This is a genomic window from Mesorhizobium sp. M0522, from assembly GCF_040321085.1.
Taxonomy (GTDB): domain Bacteria; phylum Pseudomonadota; class Alphaproteobacteria; order Rhizobiales; family Rhizobiaceae; genus Mesorhizobium.
In genome coordinates this window covers 31,993-49,699 of record NZ_JAMYQW010000025.1, presented here as the reverse complement: position 1 = coordinate 49,699, position 17,707 = coordinate 31,993, and the positions used below count along the sequence as shown (strand labels likewise).

Genomic DNA, 17,707 nt, shown 5'->3' with positions numbered 1-17,707 from the left:
GCGGCTGCGAACGCAACGCGGCCCAGCCCGCCCTGTCTTCTGGCAGCGTCCTCGGTCCGATCGCCCCCGCATGCGGCGATCAGCCAGGCTGGACCTTGTCGGTCGTTGCGCGAACATAGTTCAGGTTCATGGTCCCAACGGCGCCGATGTCGCTCACCTTGAACCCGCGCTGGGCCAATAGCGCGCCGACCGCATTCATGTCGATATGTCCATGCCGGTGGAGCCTCGGCATTCTGGATTCGCGTAGCGGCCTGCCGAAGTCGATCAGCAGCAGCCGGCCTCCGGGCTTCAGAACGCGCCCGGCTTCCCGGACGAAGGCCGATCGAACGGGCAGCGACAGATGGTGCAGCATGAGCGTGCCGATCACGATATCGAATTGCCCATCCTTGAAAGGAAGTTCCTGAGCAATCGCCTTGACGAAGGTCAGGTCGAGACCCGCCCGCGCAGCCTTGACGCGTGCCCTTTCGACCATCTCGGCCGAAGCGTCGACGCCCGTGACGCGACCATCCGTGCCGACAAGGGGCCTTGCGGCAATGGCAAGCGTGCCGGTTCCGCAGGCGACATCGAGCACGGCTTCGCCGGACTGGAGCGCTGCCAGGCGAAGCATAGAGTGGCGAAACCGGCCCTCGCGGCCGAAGGTCAGAACGCGCGCAAGCAGGTGATAGCCTGCCGCCCTGTGCAGGACGATGCCGATGCCCTTGACGCTGCCGGCATGCGCTCCGTTGCCGGCGGACCGCTTGTGGCGAAGTCCGCCCCAGCGCCACGGCCACGATCACTGCCAGAATGAGACCGTGGATCGTAGCCGTCCAGGCACCGGCATTGAGATAGCCGGCCCCGAATTGAAGCATCAGCAGGGAACCCGCGACCAGCGACAGTTTGACAACTACGGCAAGCGCGATAACGCCCTTGCGGGAATGCTGTGCGTCGCCGGCCCGATGACCAAATTGGTGCATGAATTTTTTGCCGCCTCTCTATTTCGGTGTGCTCAAATGATCATTCAGCTTCTGGACTTGGCGTATCATACTGGACACAGTGTCTGGAAAAGCTGTTGAGAGACACCGGACCGCTGAATGTCCGGAACCGCACGCGGCAGGGCGCAGTGACCATGAAAATTGAGCGGACCGACGACAGGGGCACGATCGACCGGCGCGTCGCGCGCGCACGCGCGCCCTGCTGCAGGACGCGCTGATTGCCCTGATTCCCGAGCGCGGCTACGCGGCACTCACCGTGGAGGACATCTGCCAGAAGGCTGATGTCGGCAGGTCGACCTTCTACACCCATTACGCCGGCAAGGACCAACTGCGCGGTGCGACCCTGGAGGCGCATCTGCAGTCGCTGAACAGGCGCATGTCGGAAAGGGAGCAGGCAAACCGCCGCCTGTTCGAATTCAGCCTGCCGATGTTCGAGCACGCGCAGGCCTTCCAATCGGTGCACCACGCGCTGCTTTTGAGCAGCGGCGATACGATCCACGACCAGTTGCGCGAACGGATCCGACGCGCCGTGCGAACCGAACACACCTCCTGCATGCCAGTCGGGAGGCCGACTGCACAGCCTAGACCAAACCCGTGGCGACGCCGTAAAGAACACCCAATATCGAACAGGTCGCGAGGACCTGGATCATGCCGACCTTGAAACGGAATACCGCCAGCAGCGCGACGAGCGTCAGCACCAGCGACGGGATATTGATGGAGTTGAGCACCGGCACGTCTAGCGTCATGCCCAGCCAGCTCAAGTCATGCAGTTCGCGGAACAACACATGAAGCGCGAACCATACCGCCAGGTTTAGGATCACACCAACCACCGCTGCAGTGATGGCAGCCAGCGCTGCGGACAAGGCCTTGTTGCTGCGCATGGTCTCCATGAACGGCGCGCCTAGGAATATCCATAGGAAGCACGGGATGAAGGTTACCCACGTTGTCAGAAGACCGCCGAGTGTTCCGGCTACCAGCGGGGTAAGCACACCTGGCGCACGGTAGGCCCCCATGAAGCCGACGAATTGGGTGACCATGATGAGTGGACCAGGCGTAGTCTCGGCCATACCGAGACCGTCAAGCATCTCTCCTGGCTTCAGCCAGCCATAGTGCTCCACACCCTGCTGAGCGACATAGGCGAGGACTGCGTAGGCGCCGCCGAAGGTGACCATCGCCATCTTGGAGAAGAAGATCGCGATATCGGTGAAGACGTTGCCCTGCCCTAGGAATGCAAGCAGCGCGAGGACCGGGACCAGCCATAGCAGTAATCCCACTCCGGCAACTTTGAACCCCCACCCGGCGGAGGGCCGTGCATGAGCCGGTATCCCTTCGCCAAGCGCCGAGTCGGCATCATCGACCTGCGTGCCGGCAAACTTGCCATGTCCGTTGCCCGATTTGAAAGCAGCCCAGCCTGCCCTGCCGCCGACGTAACCGATCACAGCCGCGGCCAGGATGACCACCGGAAACGGCGCCTTGAAGAAGAACAGGGCAATGAAGGCGGCGGCGGCGAGGCCTACCATCACATTGTTCCTGAGCGCCCGCCTGCCGATCCGCAGGACCGCTTCAAGCACAATGGCCAGAACTGCCGCCTTAAGGCCGAAGAAGAGCGCCTGAACGGCGCCGACGTTGCCGAAAATCGCGTAGATCCAGCTCAGGACCATTATCGCGATTGCCCCGGGCAGGACGAACAGGGTGCCGGCAACGAGGCCGCCTTTGGTCTTGTGCATGAGCCAGCCGATATAGATCGCCAATTGCTGCGCCTCAGGACCGGGCAGCAGCGTGCAGTAGTTGAGCGCATGCAGGAATCGGGTCTCGCCGATCCAGCGCTTTTCCTCGACGATGATCCGATGCATCATGGCGATCTGGCCCGCCGGCCCACCGAAACTGAGCATTGCCACACGAGCCCATACGCGCATGGCTGCAGCAAACGAAACGCCGTGGTCGTGAGTCCCGGCTGAAGAGGGCGTCGTCGCGACGGTCTGCTCCAGATTGGCCATTGCTTGCGTCCTTTCGGTCATCCGCGTTTCTTGCCGAAATACTGATAGAGGTTGTCGAAGACAGGAGCGCCCTGCGCGATCCGTTGCTCGTCGCTCTTGTTCGCCATGGCGATGCCGGCGATCAGGCTAGCAATGCCTGTCGCCTCTTCGCGACCGAACTTGTTGTCCTTGAGATCGATGTCATGGACGATCTCGGCGATGGCCTGCAGCGCCGGGTCGTTGATGGCGGCGCGGGCAAGCAGAACTTCGAAGCTGCAGCGATCGCCCTCATGCGTGATTTCGCCTTCAAACATGTCGAAGCGCAATTCCCCCTCCTTTGGCACGTATCCCTTGCCCGCCACGAAGCGGATGATCGCATCGGCGTCGATGAAACGACGGATCAGCCAGCTGCAAGCAATACGGTCGACATGCACGTCCCGGCGCGTGACCCAGATCCGGCCTTTGAGCTCGGCCGGGTCAGCCGCCTTCTTGGGCTCGTCGGTCATGCCGTCGTCCTTTGCAATCTGTGCCTCGAGTTCGGCGATCAAACCCTCGGCGGTGAGGCGAACGCTGGCGCCGAAAAAGTCGATCGTCACCACTTCAGCGAGCCGCTTGCGCAAGCGACCCAGTTGCGAACGTGCCTCGGCATCCTTTTCCGATGTCGCGTCGGCCCCAATCGCTGCAGCCAGTTCGCGCGCTTCCCCAGCGACCCCCGCATAGTCGGCATCACGGGCTGCGTCGAACAGCGCCCGCACCTGGGCGTCCGACAAACCATCGACGAGGCGCGCCTCGCACATCATGGCCTCGCCGCCGCCAGCGACGATCTCCTTCAGAAGCCATTCGAAATCCTCCTGCATCTCGGCATTGGCCGGCAGGGCATAAACGGTGCTTTTGACTGCGACCGCGCCGATGCCTTGCAACCGTCGCCAAATTTTCACCCGGAAGTAGGCGGGCTTGCTTGGCAGTTGATGGATCAGAAGCAGCCAGCGCTGCTCCTGCGGTTGCCCCTCATTCATAAATGAAACCGTATCACGAACAAAGTGAAATGCAACACTTGTATCATTTTTCGTTTGAGCATAGCCTTCGCTTCCTCGCGGATGGGCCGTGCCGCCGAGCGAGAGAACCCGATGCCACACCGGATCATGCCGCTACCGTTCAAGCCGCCCAGGCTCGTCGGCTTGTCCGAACGGTTGTTGGCCAGCCACTACGAAAACAATTACGGAGGTGCCGTTCGCCGCCTCAACGCCATCGAACGGCGGCTCGACGAACTCGATTGGAGCACGGCGCCCGTCTTCGACATCAACGGGTTGAAGCGCGAGGAGTTGGTTGCCACCAATTCAGCGATCCTCCACGAAATCTATTTTGATGGGCTGGGTGGCACCGGCGATGCCGGTGGCGATCTCGCCGCCGCGCTGGAGCGCGACTTCGGCAGTGTAGCGAACTGGCGCGCCAGGTTCATGGCATGCGCAAAGGCGCAAGCCGGCGGTTCTGGATGGACCTTGCTGACCTGGTCGGAGCGTCGCGACCGGCTGACGATCCAATGGGCGGCGGACCACACCAACTGCCTCGCTGGCGGCATACCGATCCTCGCGCTCGACATGTACGAACACGCCTATCATCTCGATTTCGGCGCGAAGGCCGGTGCCTATGTAGACGCCTTCATGAAGAACATCCATTGGGATCGGGTCGCTCTCCGCCATCAGCGAGCGGTTGCGCAACGCGATCCCGCAGCTAGGGCTGAGTCGGTTGAAAGGATTCCGGCAGTCGGGCCGGAGGAGTTGCGCGCGCGCCTCGATCGGGGAGAAGATCTCGTTCTGCTCGACGTGTGCCTAGCCGAGGATCTGGCAAAGCGCAGCGATATGCTGCCGGGAGCCAAGGTCCGCGCACCCGAAAAGATTGCCGATTGGGCGGAGGAGGTGCCGAAAGACAGGCCGGTGATCGTCTATTGCCTCTATGGCTTCCAGGTCAGCGGCGACGCCGTCGCCGAACTGCGCCGCCGCGGCGTCTATGCAAGTGCACTTTCAGGCGGCGTCGCCGCCTGGCATGCGATCGGCGCGCCAACCGTCCCCCTGGTGATGAGCGAAGAAAGGATTTCATCATGAAATGGGTTACTCGCGAACGTCCGGTCATCGACCGCATTGCCTGCCCCTGGCTGATTGCGCGCTTCATCGACAAGGAGCCGGAGTTTCTCTTTGTGGCGCCGGATCAGGTGATCCATGTTGCCGAGGAAACCGGCGCGACGCCCTATGACGTGCCCGGCGTCGAGTTCACGCATGTCGGCGACGGCTGCAGCTTCGACACCTTCGTCTCGAAATATGGCCTCGAGCGCGACCCGGCGATCGTGACCATTGCCGCAATCGTGCGCGGTGCCGACACCGACCGGCACGATCTCACGCCACAGTCGGCAGGACTACTCGCGATCTCCATGGGTCTGCGTGATGTGACACCCGACGATCACGAGGTGCTGAAGCACGGCTTCGTCATCTATGACGCACTCTACGCCTGGGCCTCGCGCCGCAAAGCGGAGACCCACAGCTGGCCACCCGCGCCGAAGCCGGCGGCCGCATGACAGATCGGGCAATGGGGCAGATCACAAGGAGATATCCCATGCATGCAAAACTCATGATCGGTGCAATCTCGATTGCAATGTCAGCGTCGCTCCAGCCCGCCGCCGCGGCTCCCGATTGGCAAATGGTTGCAAAGACACTCGGCAAATCCGGAACCGAAATGCCTGATGGCGTCTACAGGGTCGGCCTGCCGCGAACCGACCTGAAGGTATCGCTTGACGGCGTAGCCGTTAAGCCTGGCTTTGCCCTTGGTGGCTGGGTCGCGTTCGAACCGATGGGAAACAAGGTCATGGTCATGGGTGATATCGTCCTGACGCAAGACGAAGTGAACCCCGTCATGAAGAAGCTTGAAGAAAGTGGCATCGAGATCACCGCGTTGCACAACCATCTGCTGCGCGCAGAACCGATGACCCTTTACATGCACGTCCTGGGTCAGGGTGATCCCGTGACGCTGGCGGCGGCTCTTCATGCCGGGCTGGCGCTGAGCAAGACGCCAATGGTGAATGCCACGCCCGCTGCGACACAGCCGCAGATCGCGTTCGACACGGCCGCCGTCGAGCAGGCCATCGGTCGCAAGGGCAAGGCCAACGGCGGCATCTACCAATTCACCATCGCGCGAGCCGAAACGATCACCGACGGCGGTATGACGGTTCCTGCGTCCATGGGCAGCGCCATAGGCATAAACTTCCAGCCAACCGGAGGGGACAAGGCTGCGATCACAGGCGATTTCGTCCTCATCGCGTCGGAGGTCAACCCCGTGCTGCGTGCTCTGCGCGAGAACGGCATCGAGGTAACGGCTTTGCATAGTCACATGCTGGATGAGCAGCCGCGACTCTTCTTCATGCACTTCTGGGCGAACGACGACGCCGTCAAGTTGGCGCGTGGCCTCAAGGCGGCTCTGGACAAGATGAACCTTGCCAATAGTTAGCCTGGAACCACACGGGGATGTGGATCAGAGGCGAGGCCGCATGCTGTGACCTTGCCCTGGCCTTCTCTGCCGACCTGTCAGATCACGTTCAGCGTGACGGCGGCAAGAATGAGATAGCGGCCGGCTTTCGCCATCGTGACGATCGCAACGAAACTCCAGAGCGGCTCGCGCAGCACTCCGGCCACCACCGTCAGCGGGTCGCCGATGACGGGGACCCAGCTCAGCAACAGGCTCCATCGTCCATAGCGGCGGTAGCGCGTCGCGGCGTGGTCGAGCGCGGCAGACTTAACTGGAAACCATTTGCAGTCGCGAAAGCGGTCGATGCCGCGGCCAAGCAGCCAGTTGACCACCGAGCCCAGCACGTTGCCGACGGTCGCGACGAGGATCAGCGCTGCCGGTGAGTGGCTGCCGGCCACCAGCAGGCCGGCCAGCACCGCTTCCGATTGCAGCGGCAACACGGTCGCGGCTGCGAACGCGGTTAGGAAAAGTCCGCCACAGGCGGCAAGGTCCCCGAGCATCGCAGCCGGTCAGCTCGCCTTTGGCCATTTTGGATGCTGATCGTCGACGACATAGCCATGCGAATGCTCGAACCCCGTTTCGGTCCATACGGCGTCCTCGAGATGCGAATGCCCATCGGGCAGATCGTCATGGGTGTGGGTGAGGACATCGGGATCATGACGCGGCCACAACCACATCGCTGCGAAGAGTGCGGCGGCGCCGATCACGCCAAGGAGGATGAAAGTGAAGGACAGGCCCATCGCGGCGCCGACGCGCCCGGCGATCGGATAAGTGATCAGCCAGCAGGCGTGCGAAAGCGCGAACTGCGCCGCAAACAGCGCCGGCCGGTCGACGGGATTGGCCGAGCGCTTGATAAGCCGTCCGGACGGCGTCTGCGCAAGTGAGTAGCCGAGCCCAAGCACAAACCAGAGCGGCAAAAGCAGCTCATAAGTGGAAGCGAGCGGACCGACGAACACGCCGGCGACCAGTATCCCCGCGCCCCAAAGCATCGCCACCCGGTCGGGGATGCTCTCCAGCAGCCTTGGCAGAACGAGAGCTGCAATCATTGAGCCACCGCCAAAGGCTGCAAGCGCAAGTGCCGTGTCGCTCTGGGAAAGCCCGAATTTCGCCTGCACCAGCACGACGGTGTTGACGATCACCATGGCGCTGGCGGCGGCGACGGCAAGGTTGAGCGCCAGAAGGCCGCGCAGTCTCGGCGTCGCCAGATAGATGCGGATGCCGCGCGTTGTGCGTTCATAGATGCCGCGCGGTTCAGACGGCTGCGGGCTTGGCAGCACCACGGACACGACCAGCACCGCGGATCCCAGGAAGCCGATCACCGCGCCAGCAAACAGGCTGTGGAAGCTGACAACGGAAAGCAGGGCCGCCGCCAGCATCGGACTGATGACGCTCTCCAGATCGTAGGCCAGCCGTGAAAGCGACAGCGCCCGCGTGTAGTCCTTCTCGTCGGGCAGCACGTCGGGGATCGACGCCTGGAACGTCGGCGTGAAGCCCGCTGAGGCCGCCTGCAGGACAAAAATCAATACATAGATCTGCCAGACCTCGGTGACGAAGGGCAGGAAGACGGCGACCGCGGCCCGCACCAGATCCAGCGATACAAGCATGGTGCGGCGCGGCAGGCGCTCGGCGAAAGCCGCCGCCACGGGCGCCACGCCGACATAGGCCATCATCTTGATCGCCAGCGCAGTGCCCAGCACGGCACCGGCATCGGCGCCGGCAAGATCATAGGCCAACAGCCCGAGCGCCACGGTAGCGAGGCCAGTGCCGATGAGCGCGATGACCTGCGCCAGAAACAGGTGCCGATACGTACGGTCGGCGAGGACTTCCAGCATGATGTCTGTCTTCTCGGGTGCTTGGGCAGCGCAAGGTGCCGCGCCAGTCGAGGGATCAGTGATGGTGGCCCTCCGGCTCAACCATCTTGAACGGCAGGATCTGTTCCCTGCCCTTCGCGGTTAGAATCAGCCTCGCCGCGAACTCATGCGGCTCGGCGGGGGCGACGCTGCTTTCGAGCCGGTGGTGATCGCCCGCGACGGGTCCGAGCGGCAGCGTCTCGGGTCCCCCGGGCCGGTCGATGATCACGGTTGCCCCGAGGTCGTCGGCATGGCTGTCGATGGTGAGACGCAGGCGCTCGCCTGCGGGCGTGTCGACGATTTCAAGCGTGCCGGTTGCCATATCGCAGGCGACCTTGAACGGGTCGGGTGCGTGGTGGGCATGGCCGGTATTTGCAGCCAAAGGTCCGCCCTCGCCTTCCAGGCGGATGTTCGCTTCCGAGAGGGCCGGCAGGTGGTCGAACAACTCCTCCCTCAGGGCATCGGTGATGCCGACCACTTCCTTCGCGGTCGCGGTGTCGGCCACCTTGATGGCGATGTCGGCATGAAGGCGATGGCCGATCCAGCGCGCCTGAACCAAGGCGACCCGCTCGATGCCCCGCACATGCCCGGCGGCATGATGGATCTCATCGACGATGCCGGGCTCGACGCCATCGAGCATGCGCGTAAGCACCGCCTTTGACGACTGCCAGACGATGGCGAAGATCGCCACCGTGATCAAAAGGCCGATGATCGGGTCGGCAAGCGGAAACCCGAGCCAAACGCCAATGGCCCCAAGCACCACCGCAAGGCTGGTGAAGCCGTCGGTGCGGGCATGATAGCCGTCGGCGATCAGCGCAGCACTGTTGATTTCGCGGCCGACGCGGATGCGGAACACGGCGACAGCCTCATTGCCAACGAAGCCGATCAGGCCGGCGGCCGCTACCCAGCCGAGGAAAGCGATGGGTTTGGGGTTGACCAATCTGTCGATCGCCTCATAGCCGGCGACGATGGCGCTGAACAGGATGATCAGGACGATAACGATGCCGGCCAGGTCCTCGACGCGGCCAAGGCCGTAGGTGAAGGTCTTGCTCGGCTTGCGCCTCGCCAGCATGAAGGCGATCCACAGCGGGATGGCGGTGACCGCGTCGCCGACATTGTGGATGGTGTCGGCAAGCAGCGCCACGCTACCCGAGAGGAATACGATGACCAGTTGCAGCACCGCTGTGATGGCTAGCAGGACGAACGCCCATTTGATCGCCCAGATGCCACGTGTGGTCGTCGCGATGGTGGGATCGACCACGCCGTGCGTGTGGCCGTGTCCGCCCTCGGCACGGTCATGGCCATGCCCGCCGAAGCCCTGGCTTCCAGGGCTGATGCCGAACCAATCGCGTATGCTGTCCATCATGGCGAGGCCTCAAAATTCCTTGCTCAAAGATATTTGGTGATGTCCTTGAACTCGTCGATCGAGCGCCTCTGCTCACGCGGGAGCGGACCCACGACATCCTCTAGGCAGTGGTTGAGATGGTCCTGGATGAGCGTCTTCTTGGCTTGGCATATGGCCTTCTCGACGGCGTGAAGCTGCTGGGCGATATCGATGCAAGGTCGGCCCGTTTCGATCATCTCTATGACGCCTCGTAGATGGCCATCGGCGCGTTTCAGACGTTTGATAATATCGGGATGTGTCTCGTGGACATGGGGGGGTCTATTCATGAGAAGGTCCTATCCCCCTGGAGAGCATCGTGTCAACGACAGGAGGCGTATTCAGCCCGCCAATGTTGCTCCGCCTTCATCAGAGCCCGCGGCTATTTTTGGTTCCCAGCGCGGTCGGCGTCAGATATAATCGCAGGACTGACTTGATAGGCGTCCGGCGAGCATCCACTCTTCGTGAGAAGGTGCTTGAAAGTGCCAAGCAAGAGCGCACGAACTGGCCGCACTTGTAGCAACCAACGAACTTGGCAGGAAGGCCCGACTGAAGTGCTAAGATTTCAAAAAAGTTGGTCCGGCCTACGAGTGATATTCAGGGACAACGCGAGCTATTTGAATTTTTTGCTCGCGGCTTCCTTGAGTAGGCCCTCATATCCAAGGCTGCTCGCTGAAACTGTAACCGCCAGTAGCGGCTCGATCGGCCTCTGGCGTCGGCGACCGTCCGCCTGACTCCCCCTTGAACCCTACCTCGTGCCCGCACCTGCCCGAGTCGGCTCAGCATTTTGCGACCATTAGAATCCCTCACGCGAAAGGTTCGCGAGGTCCACGTCTGACAACCCTTCGATTCCCAAAGCAGGAAGAATATCATTATCTGCCTTGAGATCGCGACCATAAGCCGCCGACAATATGGAAACTCCAGACTCGTGGAGTATCGCCGGTTTCCCCGTTATCTTCCCCAGTAGTACGGTCGGCAGCAGTCCGAACGGAACATCCTCGAGAATATAGCGGCTTTCGATGGTTGTCGGGCCAAAGCCGCCACGGCCCTGGCGGTCCATCTCCTGGTTCATCTCCGAAACGGTTCCCAGCGGGACATGGAACGACAATGAAAAATGCTCTTTGACGGTACGAACCGCGATACCAAAATGGCTGGCGATGGCGAGCCGTTCGGCATCCAGAGCCTCGATAAGGCGGCCCACGGCAGGGGTGACGTTTCCCCCCTGGCTCCATTGCTCGGCCTTTTCCATGCGTGTCAGATTAAGAAGCGCAATTCCTAGATGATTTTGCGGATTGAGGTTGCTGAGCGCGATCGCAAGCATACCGTCGCGCTTGACGAAACGATCGCCGAACAAGGTCGCGCAAAGCTCGTGTCCTTGATCCTGATAACTGAAAGGCAGCGTCGCAACGTCAAGCTTCTGGCGAATGGTGGTGACATGGACTTCGGTTGGTCCGAGTTGGCGGCCGGTCAGTAGTGTTGTGCCCCAAACGACGATCGGCAACCTGACCTTGCGCTCCGCCAACCGCTTGGAGAGATAAAGCGCCGAGAACGAACAATGCGAACTGATGATGACCGGGATTCCATCAATGAGATGGGGGACGGCGGCATCCATCACCATCTTGTGGCCGTAAGCCGGAAGCGCAATCATCACCACGTCCGCGTTGGCGACGGCATCCTTACAATCCCTGGCAATGCGCATCGGTGCCGTCGCCGCGATGTCCCCCGTCGCTTTTAACAATTCGCCGCCAGCTAAAGCCCTGGTGCGCAGTCCCGACGGTGACCAAAGCATTGGCGAATGTCCTGATCCTGCCAAATAGGCGGCAAGGCCATAACCAATTGCTCCGGCGCCCAGAATACTCACGCGCATAATATTCCTCCTGTTGCAGGCTTTGTGGTTCGAGAATCCTTGCCGTCGTCACACATGAAAGTTTTCATCAGGAGGTTCCGCAGGCCGGAGTCGCGTCTGACGTCCTCGGCCGCTTCCCGATCGGGATTCCGGCTCTGAAGCCGGCCAAATGCACAAAGCCGTAACGAACATTAGTTTCCGCTTGACATATATCAAAAACGAATGAGACGATGTCAATCATACGGATTGCGCATGAAGGAGACCATGGAAACCCGAGACCTTCAGACGTTCCTTGCGGTTGCCGCCAGCGGCAGCATCACCAAGGCGGCTGACATGCTCGGGCGGTCCCAGCCTGCGGTGACACGCACCATTCAGGATCTCGAGGCCGAGCTTGGCTTCGAATTGCTGCATCGGATCGGTCGACGGGTGCAGTTGTCTGAAGAGGGAGTGGCCTTCGAGGAAGAAGCGCGACGCCTGCTGATGTCCTTCACCGAACTCGCAGCACGTGCCAAGATGATCGCCGCCGGCAGGGGGCGAATCCTGCAGATTGTCACAACCTCTGCGATCGGCACCGGCTTGATCCCGACGGCGCTGGCTGAGCTCCAGGGTGCGGAGCTTCCGCACGAGACGCATCTCGGGCAGTTTCTTCCCTCGATCGTCGCCCAGGAAGTGCGCAGCGGACGCGCCGAAATCGGATTTTCAAGCCTGCCGCTCGATACGCCCGGTCTGGATGTCCTGCGGCTCTATTCGGCGCCTGATGTCGCTGCCGTGCGGGAGGACGATCCGCTGGCTGAACTTGACGTGGTTCCGCTTTCGGGTTTTGCCGGGCGCCGCGTCGCCACGCTGCTCAATCCGCTGCGTTTTCAGTTGCACGTCGCTAAAGCGCTGGCGGCTCGCGGCATCGACACCGGCCCAGTGATCCGGACCAATACTGCCTATGGTGCGTTGCAGATCGTGCGTCAGACTGGGGTTGCCGCTGTCATCGATCCCCTCACGGCATACGGCGTGCCCCTGCCCGGTGTCGTTATTCGCCCTCTCGACGTAACCGTTCTCTTTTATTGGGGCGTTGTGGCTGCCGCAAACCGTCCCCTTCGCCCAGTTGCGCAGGCGTTGATGGATGCGGTCGAAGCGGTGGCTGAACGGTCAATTGCCGGTTTCAGGAAACTCGATCCAGCTTTGGCCGGCCAATTGGTCACCGATCCTGCATCGGGCACAAATCACGGAACGGGAATATGAAGCATACTCCCACTCCTGCAGGCCTTGCTGCACTGGAAGCACAGCTTGCGCAAGATCTCGACTATCTCGAGTTGCCCGCCAAGCCCTGGGTCCCACAGCGCTTGCATGACGGCGTCCCGGTCCGTGACGTGGTTGTCATTGGCGCCGGCATGTGCGGACTTGCTGCCACCGCAAAGCTGGTACTAACCGGAATCACCAATGTCGTCGCCTACGATGCTGCTCCGACCGGGCTCGAAGGGCCATGGGTAACGTTTGCCCGCATGCAAACGCTCCGGTCGCCGAAGACCCTGCACGGTCCGTCGCTCGGGCTGCCGCAATTAACCTTCCGCGCCTGGTTCACGGCGCAATGGGGCGTTGAGGCCTGGCGGTCGCTGGACAAAATCCCCAAGGGCCAGTGGATGAATTACCTGGTCTGGTACCGCAAGGTTCTCGGTCTGCCAGTGCGCAACAGCGTGCGCATGACCGGCCTCGCACCCGTTGGAGATCTGATTGCGATCGATATCGAGGGCGCGGAAACCGGCCGGGTTCTCACCCGTCGTCTCGTTCTGGCGACCGGTCGGTCCGGTCTGGGCGGTTTTGCCGTTCCCGATTTCCTCAAGGGCATCGATCGCGCCCATTGGGCTCATTCTGCCGACGACATCGATTTCGACTCGCTGAAAGGTAGGCACGTGGCCGTCATCGGCGCCGGTGCCTCTTCCATGGACAATGCCGCAACAGCCCTCGAGGGTGGCGCCGGCTCAGTCGACATGTTGATCCGCCGCAAGGAAATGCCGCGCATCAACAAGCTGACCGGCATCGGCAGCCAGGGCGTTGTACATGGCATCTATCACCTGCCCGATGCCTGGAAGTGGAAGTTCTTCGACTACACCGCCTCGGCCCAGACACCGCCGCCGCGTTCATCGACGCTCCGCGTGTCTCGCCACCCGAATGCGCGGTTCTTTCTCGACTGTGGCATAGTCGCGGTAAAGGAAGATGCCGGAGGCCTTCTGGTCGAAACCACACAAGGGCCGATGCGCTACGATTTCATGATCGCGGCAACCGGATTTTCAAACGACTTCAACGGCCGCCCGGAATTTGCAGCACTCGCGCCACGTATCCGCACTTGGTCGGATGGGCGATATACGCCCGATATGGGGCCGCCGCGCGCAGGTATGTCGGACGCGCCCGATCTCGGTCCTGCCTTCGAATTTCGCGAACGCGTCCCCGGCTCCTGCCCGATGCTAGCACATATCCACTGCTTCAACGACGCCGCCATGCTGACCCACGGCAAGGTCTCCGGCGATATCCCGGCCGTCAGTGCCGGTGCCGACCGTCTGGTCCGCGGCATTGCCGCGTCGCTGTTTGCCGAAGATGTCGAAACCCACTTCGCCAATCTGATCGCCTACGACACGCCCGAGCTTCTGGGCGACGAGTGGGTCGATTCAACACCCTTGCTACATAAGGAGGCCGCGCTGTGATCGACGCCATGGACAAGGCCGCGGGGATTTCCCCGGACGATGCTCTTTTCACCGCGCGGCGGTTTCGGGCCGAATTCGTGCAAGGGGCCGAGGAATGTCGCCTCTCCGTCCTGCAGCCGGCAAACGATCAGGGGCTGGCCCCGAACCTGCGGGTTGCTCTGGCCCGTCGTATGGCGGCTCTGAATGATGATCCCGTCCTAATGGCCGAATATGATGTGCAACTGGCCCAGCTTGGTCCGACGGAGCCGCTTCTGGCCTTGGCTCGGGGGGAAACGGATTTGAATGAACCCCTGGCGACCATCGTCCGTCATGTTGACCTGATCACCCTTACGCCGAAAAAGGCGGAGGCGAACCACATCGCCCTCCTCGCTGCGGCCGGACTGAACAATCCTCAGATCGTCGCGCTCTCCGAACTGATTGCTTTCGTAAACTTCCAGACGCGGGTTGCGACGGGCCTGCGATTGTTGAGGTCGGCATGATTTCCTCGGTGCGCCTAAAACCGCTCAATTGGCATCCCTACATCGCACCGGTCGAGCTCTCCGAGGCCACGCCGGAACAGCTCGAAGCGATGAAGGTCACGCCATCGGCCAAGAAAGTTTCGGAGTATGTGCGCACCCTTGTGCATGATCCCGAGAGCTATCTTGCCCGCACCGTCTTGTTCAACGCGATCATGTATGTCGAAGGCGGGCTTGCCCGTCCCGACCGCGAACTTGGCGCATTGGGTGCCTCGATCGTCAATGGCTGCAAATTCTGCGCCGTTGTTCACGCCCGCCGCCATGCAGAGCTGACCAAGAGCGATGACGTGGTCACCGCGCTGTACCTCGACAAACCGGAAGCGCTCGGGCCACGCGATGCGGCAATCTACAGCTTTGCCCGCCGTCTGTCGGCGGCACCGTCGGAAGCAACGGTAGACGACATCGCCTCGCTGCGATCCGTCGGCATGGATGACGCCGAGATCATCGACCTGATCCACGCCATATCGATCTTCGGCTGGGCAAACCGGCTGATGCACGTTCTCGGCCACGCGGAGAGCGGATGATGATGACCCACATGTCAAGGCAGTCCGTCCCACACTCTGAAGGGCTAACCAGAAATGCTTGAACTCAAAGATATAAGGCTGTCCTACGGAAGCACGCAGGTCCTGAACGGCGTCAATCTCTCGGTAAAGCGGGGTGACGTGGTGTCGATCATAGGCCCCAGCGGCACCGGCAAGACCACGCTGCTGAAATGCATCAACTACCTGGCCAAGCCGTCGTCAGGAACCATCGCGTTCGATCAGATTCGGATGGATTACCAGCGCGCCGACAAGACAGCTGTCCAGGCGATCCGGCTCCGGACAGCGATGGTCTTTCAGCAATTCAATGTCTTCAAGAACATGACGGTCCTCCAGAACGTGATGGATCCGCTGGTCGTCGTGCAGCGCAAGTCCACGGACGAGGCGCGTGAAGTCGCGCTGCGAGAGCTTGAAAGGGTCGGCCTCTCAGCGAAGCGGGACAGCTATCCGTCCCAGCTGTCGGGCGGCCAGCTCCAACGCACCGGAATCGCGCGTGCGCTGGCGGTTCGTCCCGACGTAATGCTCTTCGATGAGCCTACGTCATCGCTGGATCCTGAACTCGTCGGTGAAGTTCTGAAGGTGATCAAGGATGTCACGTCGTCAGGGATCACTTCGCTGCTTGTGACCCACGAGATGCAATTCGCAAAGAACATCTCGAACCGGATCGTCTTCATGGATCGTGGCGTGATTGCCTCCGATGGCAGTCCAGCTGAGATCTTCGATGCGCCATCCAGCCCACGACTTGCTCAATTCCTGCAGTCCGAACTCGCATTTCAATAATCCAACAAGAAGGGAACCAAAGAAATGTCTGCAATCACATCCAGTTTTTCCCGTCGCGCTGCCCTGGCTGTTGCCGGCGGCATCGCAATTGCCCTTGCAACCGCAGGGATCAGCTATGGTCAGACCGTTCGCACGATCAAGATCGCGACGTCGGCGGAATCCAAGCCGCTGGCATGGGGCGCGATCGGCGTCGAGCCGCAAGGCTATGAGCCCGATCTTCTGAGAGCGATCAACGCAAAGCTGCCGCAGTATAAGTTCGAAATGGAAGGTGTTTCGGATATCGCGCAGGAAACCGGCCTCGCCACGGGCAAGTACGACATCGCCGTCGGTGGCTACTACAAGTCGCCTGAGCGCGCCAAGCAGTTCTTCATTCCGGAAAACCCCATGGGCGCCAGCCTGATGAAGATCTACAGCAAAAAAGGCAGCGGCATCAAGGAAATGAAGGACCTTGTCGGCAAGAGGATCGTTCCGACCACGGCCGGCGGTGGAACATACAAGTTTATTATGAACTGGCAAAAAGAAAATCCAAAATACAAGCTTGATGTTACGGCATCGAGCGCCGGTATTCCCTATCCGAACCGACTGGACGAAGTTCAGAACGGTAAATTCGACGCGCTTGTTCTGCCTTCGAATCTCGGTGAGCAGACCGTCATCGAGGAAAAGAAGCTCGATATTGTGGCGTCCGATCCGGTCTTCAGCAACAACACCTACATGCTGATTCACAGGTCGGACGAAAACAAGGTTTTAGCCGACGACGTGAACAAGGTTCTCAAGGAATTAAAAGACGATGGCACGATCGAAAAGCTCTCGCAGAAATGGTTCGGCGAGGACATCGTCAAATACATGAAGTAACAGGACCTTTCCCCAACCTTGTAGCGATAGCCAGCGGTAAGGCTGAATTGAAAGAAGGAGCGTTTCAAAGTGGATGTTTCTGCTATGATTCCCGAGCTGCTCTCGGCGTTGCCGCTGACGCTCGCCATCACCTTTACGGCCATGGTCGTCGGCTTTTGCTTGGCTCTCGTCGCGACAACACTCCGGGTTCGGAGGATACCGGTGATCAGTCACCTGACTGACCTCTACGTGTCCTATGCCCGGAGTGTTCCCGTCGTCCTGCAGTTGTTCGTCGCGTTCTACGGGCTGCCCTTGTTGGTGATCCTGTTCGGCGCCGAGGATTTTATTTCTGCAACGATCGCTGCGATGGTGGGGCTGAGCCTCTATCATGGAGGGTATCTGTCGGAAGTCATGCGACCTGCATACCTGGCCGTCGATCGCGGCCAGCATGATGCGGCCGACAGTCTGGGATATACCTTCCGACAGAAGATCACCCGCGTAGTCGGACCGCAAGCGGTGCACTTCGCATTGCCGGGCTATGGAAACTCCATCATCTACCTGATCCATAACGTTGCGCTGGTCATGTACATCGGGGCTGCGGACGTGATGGCGACCGCGCACTTGATCATGGAGCGCGACTATAACCAGTACCAGTTCGAAACGTACCTCGTGCTGGCGGTTATCTATTCGCTGATGTGCCTTGTCGCGTGGCTCGTCGTGCGCTTCTTCGAGCTCCGCTCACCGATGCAAGCGCCAGAGACGACGACAACAGCTCAGATCAAGAACGCGGCCGTCGCGAGCGTGTGACGTAG

The 17,707-nt window shown here is 61.0% G+C and carries 20 protein-coding genes; 12 read left to right on the top strand and 8 right to left on the bottom strand.

Going from position 1 to position 17,707, the window contains the following annotated elements; genetic code table 11:
- Positions 1–79: 79 nt before the first annotated feature.
- Positions 80–682 carry a class I SAM-dependent methyltransferase gene (locus NKI58_RS23675; RefSeq protein ID WP_352623774.1) on the bottom strand — a complete coding sequence of 201 codons (603 nt, stop codon included), beginning with the start codon at positions 680–682 and terminating at the stop codon, positions 80–82.
- Positions 683–692: 10 nt separating this feature from the next.
- Between NKI58_RS23675 and NKI58_RS23670 the strand changes: the two genes are divergently transcribed.
- Both NKI58_RS23670 and NKI58_RS23665 read left to right on the top strand, forming a co-directional pair.
- Positions 693–1,052, top strand: a complete 360-nt coding sequence (locus NKI58_RS23670) for a hypothetical protein (RefSeq protein WP_352784683.1) — start codon at positions 693–695, stop codon at positions 1,050–1,052.
- A gap of 175 nt (positions 1,053–1,227) precedes the next feature.
- Entirely contained in the window at positions 1,228–1,632 is a 405-nt protein-coding gene (locus NKI58_RS23665) for a TetR/AcrR family transcriptional regulator (RefSeq protein WP_352623695.1), read from the top strand.
- On the opposite strand, the gene chrA is transcribed toward NKI58_RS23665, so the two are convergent.
- Entirely contained in the window at positions 1,553–2,968 is a 1,416-nt protein-coding gene (gene chrA / locus NKI58_RS23660; protein WP_352623772.1) for a chromate efflux transporter, read from the bottom strand. The two genes, NKI58_RS23665 and chrA, sit on opposite strands and share 80 nt — an antisense overlap.
- A 17-nt stretch (positions 2,969–2,985) precedes the next feature.
- A complete protein-coding gene (locus tag NKI58_RS23655) occupies positions 2,986–4,083 on the bottom strand; it encodes a chromate resistance protein ChrB domain-containing protein (RefSeq protein ID WP_352824296.1) in 1,098 nt (365 codons plus the stop codon).
- Here NKI58_RS23655 and NKI58_RS23650 point away from each other — a divergent pair.
- The 3 genes from NKI58_RS23650 to NKI58_RS23640 are packed head-to-tail and all read left to right on the top strand — an operon-like array spanning position 4,075 to position 6,442.
- A complete protein-coding gene (locus tag NKI58_RS23650; protein WP_352623692.1) occupies positions 4,075–5,049 on the top strand; it encodes a Fe-Mn family superoxide dismutase in 975 nt (324 codons plus the stop codon). The two genes, NKI58_RS23655 and NKI58_RS23650, sit on opposite strands and share 9 nt — an antisense overlap.
- A complete protein-coding gene (locus NKI58_RS23645) occupies positions 5,046–5,516 on the top strand; it encodes a chromate resistance protein ChrB domain-containing protein (protein ID WP_352623691.1) in 471 nt (156 codons plus the stop codon). The genes NKI58_RS23650 and NKI58_RS23645 overlap by 4 nt, the downstream gene beginning before the upstream one ends.
- A 38-nt stretch (positions 5,517–5,554) precedes the next feature.
- On the top strand, positions 5,555–6,442 hold the full coding sequence (locus NKI58_RS23640) for a DUF1259 domain-containing protein (RefSeq protein ID WP_352708048.1): 888 nt from the start codon (positions 5,555–5,557) through the stop codon (positions 6,440–6,442).
- Positions 6,443–6,519: 77 nt separating this feature from the next.
- Here NKI58_RS23640 and NKI58_RS23635 read toward each other — a convergent pair whose 3' ends face one another.
- The 5 genes from NKI58_RS23635 to NKI58_RS23615 all read right to left on the bottom strand — a co-directional run bounded on the left by NKI58_RS23635 (position 6,520) and on the right by NKI58_RS23615 (position 11,558).
- Positions 6,520–6,960 carry a YqaA family protein gene (locus tag NKI58_RS23635; protein WP_352623688.1) on the bottom strand — a complete coding sequence of 147 codons (441 nt, stop codon included), beginning with the start codon at positions 6,958–6,960 and terminating at the stop codon, positions 6,520–6,522.
- Positions 6,961–6,969: 9 nt separating this feature from the next.
- Positions 6,970–8,292: an MFS transporter gene (locus NKI58_RS23630; protein ID WP_352623686.1), complete on the bottom strand. Its 1,323-nt coding sequence runs from the start codon at positions 8,290–8,292 to the stop codon at positions 6,970–6,972.
- Positions 8,293–8,347: 55 nt separating this feature from the next.
- The gene (locus tag NKI58_RS23625) at positions 8,348–9,676 is read right to left on the bottom strand and encodes a cation diffusion facilitator family transporter (protein ID WP_352786104.1); all 1,329 of its coding nucleotides are present in this window, start codon (positions 9,674–9,676) and stop codon (positions 8,348–8,350) included.
- A gap of 23 nt (positions 9,677–9,699) precedes the next feature.
- Positions 9,700–9,981 carry a metal-sensing transcriptional repressor gene (locus tag NKI58_RS23620; protein WP_352623682.1) on the bottom strand — a complete coding sequence of 94 codons (282 nt, stop codon included), beginning with the start codon at positions 9,979–9,981 and terminating at the stop codon, positions 9,700–9,702.
- A gap of 506 nt (positions 9,982–10,487) precedes the next feature.
- The gene (locus NKI58_RS23615; RefSeq protein WP_352623680.1) at positions 10,488–11,558 is read right to left on the bottom strand and encodes an NAD/NADP octopine/nopaline dehydrogenase family protein; all 1,071 of its coding nucleotides are present in this window, start codon (positions 11,556–11,558) and stop codon (positions 10,488–10,490) included.
- Between the two features lie 201 nt (positions 11,559–11,759).
- Between NKI58_RS23615 and NKI58_RS23610 the strand changes: the two genes are divergently transcribed.
- From NKI58_RS23610 to NKI58_RS23580, 7 genes are all read left to right on the top strand, one after another.
- Positions 11,760–12,773: a LysR family transcriptional regulator gene (locus tag NKI58_RS23610; RefSeq protein WP_352623679.1), complete on the top strand. Its 1,014-nt coding sequence runs from the start codon at positions 11,760–11,762 to the stop codon at positions 12,771–12,773.
- Positions 12,770–14,230, top strand: coding sequence for an NAD(P)-binding domain-containing protein (locus tag NKI58_RS23605; RefSeq protein WP_352708054.1), 1,461 nt, complete (start codon positions 12,770–12,772; stop codon positions 14,228–14,230). The genes NKI58_RS23610 and NKI58_RS23605 overlap by 4 nt, the downstream gene beginning before the upstream one ends.
- Positions 14,227–14,709 (top strand): CMD domain-containing protein, encoded by a 483-nt coding sequence (locus tag NKI58_RS23600; RefSeq protein ID WP_352623676.1) that lies wholly within the window; start codon positions 14,227–14,229, stop codon positions 14,707–14,709. Before NKI58_RS23605 ends, NKI58_RS23600 begins: the two co-directional genes overlap by 4 nt.
- Positions 14,706–15,269: a peroxidase-related enzyme gene (locus NKI58_RS23595; protein WP_352623674.1), complete on the top strand. Its 564-nt coding sequence runs from the start codon at positions 14,706–14,708 to the stop codon at positions 15,267–15,269. Before NKI58_RS23600 ends, NKI58_RS23595 begins: the two co-directional genes overlap by 4 nt.
- Before the next feature lie 54 nt (positions 15,270–15,323).
- The gene (locus NKI58_RS23590; RefSeq protein ID WP_352623672.1) at positions 15,324–16,064 is read left to right on the top strand and encodes an amino acid ABC transporter ATP-binding protein; all 741 of its coding nucleotides are present in this window, start codon (positions 15,324–15,326) and stop codon (positions 16,062–16,064) included.
- A 24-nt stretch (positions 16,065–16,088) separates the two neighbouring features.
- Positions 16,089–16,916 carry a transporter substrate-binding domain-containing protein gene (locus NKI58_RS23585; RefSeq protein ID WP_352623670.1) on the top strand — a complete coding sequence of 276 codons (828 nt, stop codon included), beginning with the start codon at positions 16,089–16,091 and terminating at the stop codon, positions 16,914–16,916.
- A 69-nt stretch (positions 16,917–16,985) separates the two neighbouring features.
- Positions 16,986–17,702: an amino acid ABC transporter permease gene (locus NKI58_RS23580; protein ID WP_352623668.1), complete on the top strand. Its 717-nt coding sequence runs from the start codon at positions 16,986–16,988 to the stop codon at positions 17,700–17,702.
- The last annotated feature ends 5 nt before the right edge of the window (positions 17,703–17,707 follow it).

Excerpts from the sequence above, each read along its gene's own strand:
- NKI58_RS23620 (WP_352623682.1), bottom strand. The coding sequence starts at position 9,981 with ATGAATAGACCCCCCCATGTCCACGAGACACATCCCGATATTATCAAA.
- NKI58_RS23630 (WP_352623686.1), bottom strand. The coding sequence starts at position 8,292 with ATGCTGGAAGTCCTCGCCGACCGTACGTATCGGCACCTGTTTCTGGCG.
- NKI58_RS23635 (WP_352623688.1), bottom strand. The coding sequence starts at position 6,960 with ATGCTCGGGGACCTTGCCGCCTGTGGCGGACTTTTCCTAACCGCGTTC.
- NKI58_RS23610 (WP_352623679.1), top strand. The coding sequence starts at position 11,760 with ATGAGACGATGTCAATCATACGGATTGCGCATGAAGGAGACCATGGAA.
- NKI58_RS23615 (WP_352623680.1), bottom strand. The coding sequence starts at position 11,558 with ATGCGCGTGAGTATTCTGGGCGCCGGAGCAATTGGTTATGGCCTTGCC.
- NKI58_RS23670 (WP_352784683.1), top strand. The coding sequence starts at position 693 with ATGCCCTTGACGCTGCCGGCATGCGCTCCGTTGCCGGCGGACCGCTTG.
- NKI58_RS23585 (WP_352623670.1), top strand. The coding sequence starts at position 16,089 with ATGTCTGCAATCACATCCAGTTTTTCCCGTCGCGCTGCCCTGGCTGTT.
- chrA (WP_352623772.1), bottom strand. The coding sequence starts at position 2,968 with ATGGCCAATCTGGAGCAGACCGTCGCGACGACGCCCTCTTCAGCCGGG.
- NKI58_RS23595 (WP_352623674.1), top strand. The coding sequence starts at position 14,706 with ATGATTTCCTCGGTGCGCCTAAAACCGCTCAATTGGCATCCCTACATC.
- NKI58_RS23590 (WP_352623672.1), top strand. The coding sequence starts at position 15,324 with ATGCTTGAACTCAAAGATATAAGGCTGTCCTACGGAAGCACGCAGGTC.
- NKI58_RS23605 (WP_352708054.1), top strand. The coding sequence starts at position 12,770 with ATGAAGCATACTCCCACTCCTGCAGGCCTTGCTGCACTGGAAGCACAG.
- NKI58_RS23640 (WP_352708048.1), top strand. The coding sequence starts at position 5,555 with ATGCATGCAAAACTCATGATCGGTGCAATCTCGATTGCAATGTCAGCG.
- NKI58_RS23645 (WP_352623691.1), top strand. The coding sequence starts at position 5,046 with ATGAAATGGGTTACTCGCGAACGTCCGGTCATCGACCGCATTGCCTGC.
- NKI58_RS23650 (WP_352623692.1), top strand. The coding sequence starts at position 4,075 with ATGCCACACCGGATCATGCCGCTACCGTTCAAGCCGCCCAGGCTCGTC.
- NKI58_RS23625 (WP_352786104.1), bottom strand. The coding sequence starts at position 9,676 with ATGATGGACAGCATACGCGATTGGTTCGGCATCAGCCCTGGAAGCCAG.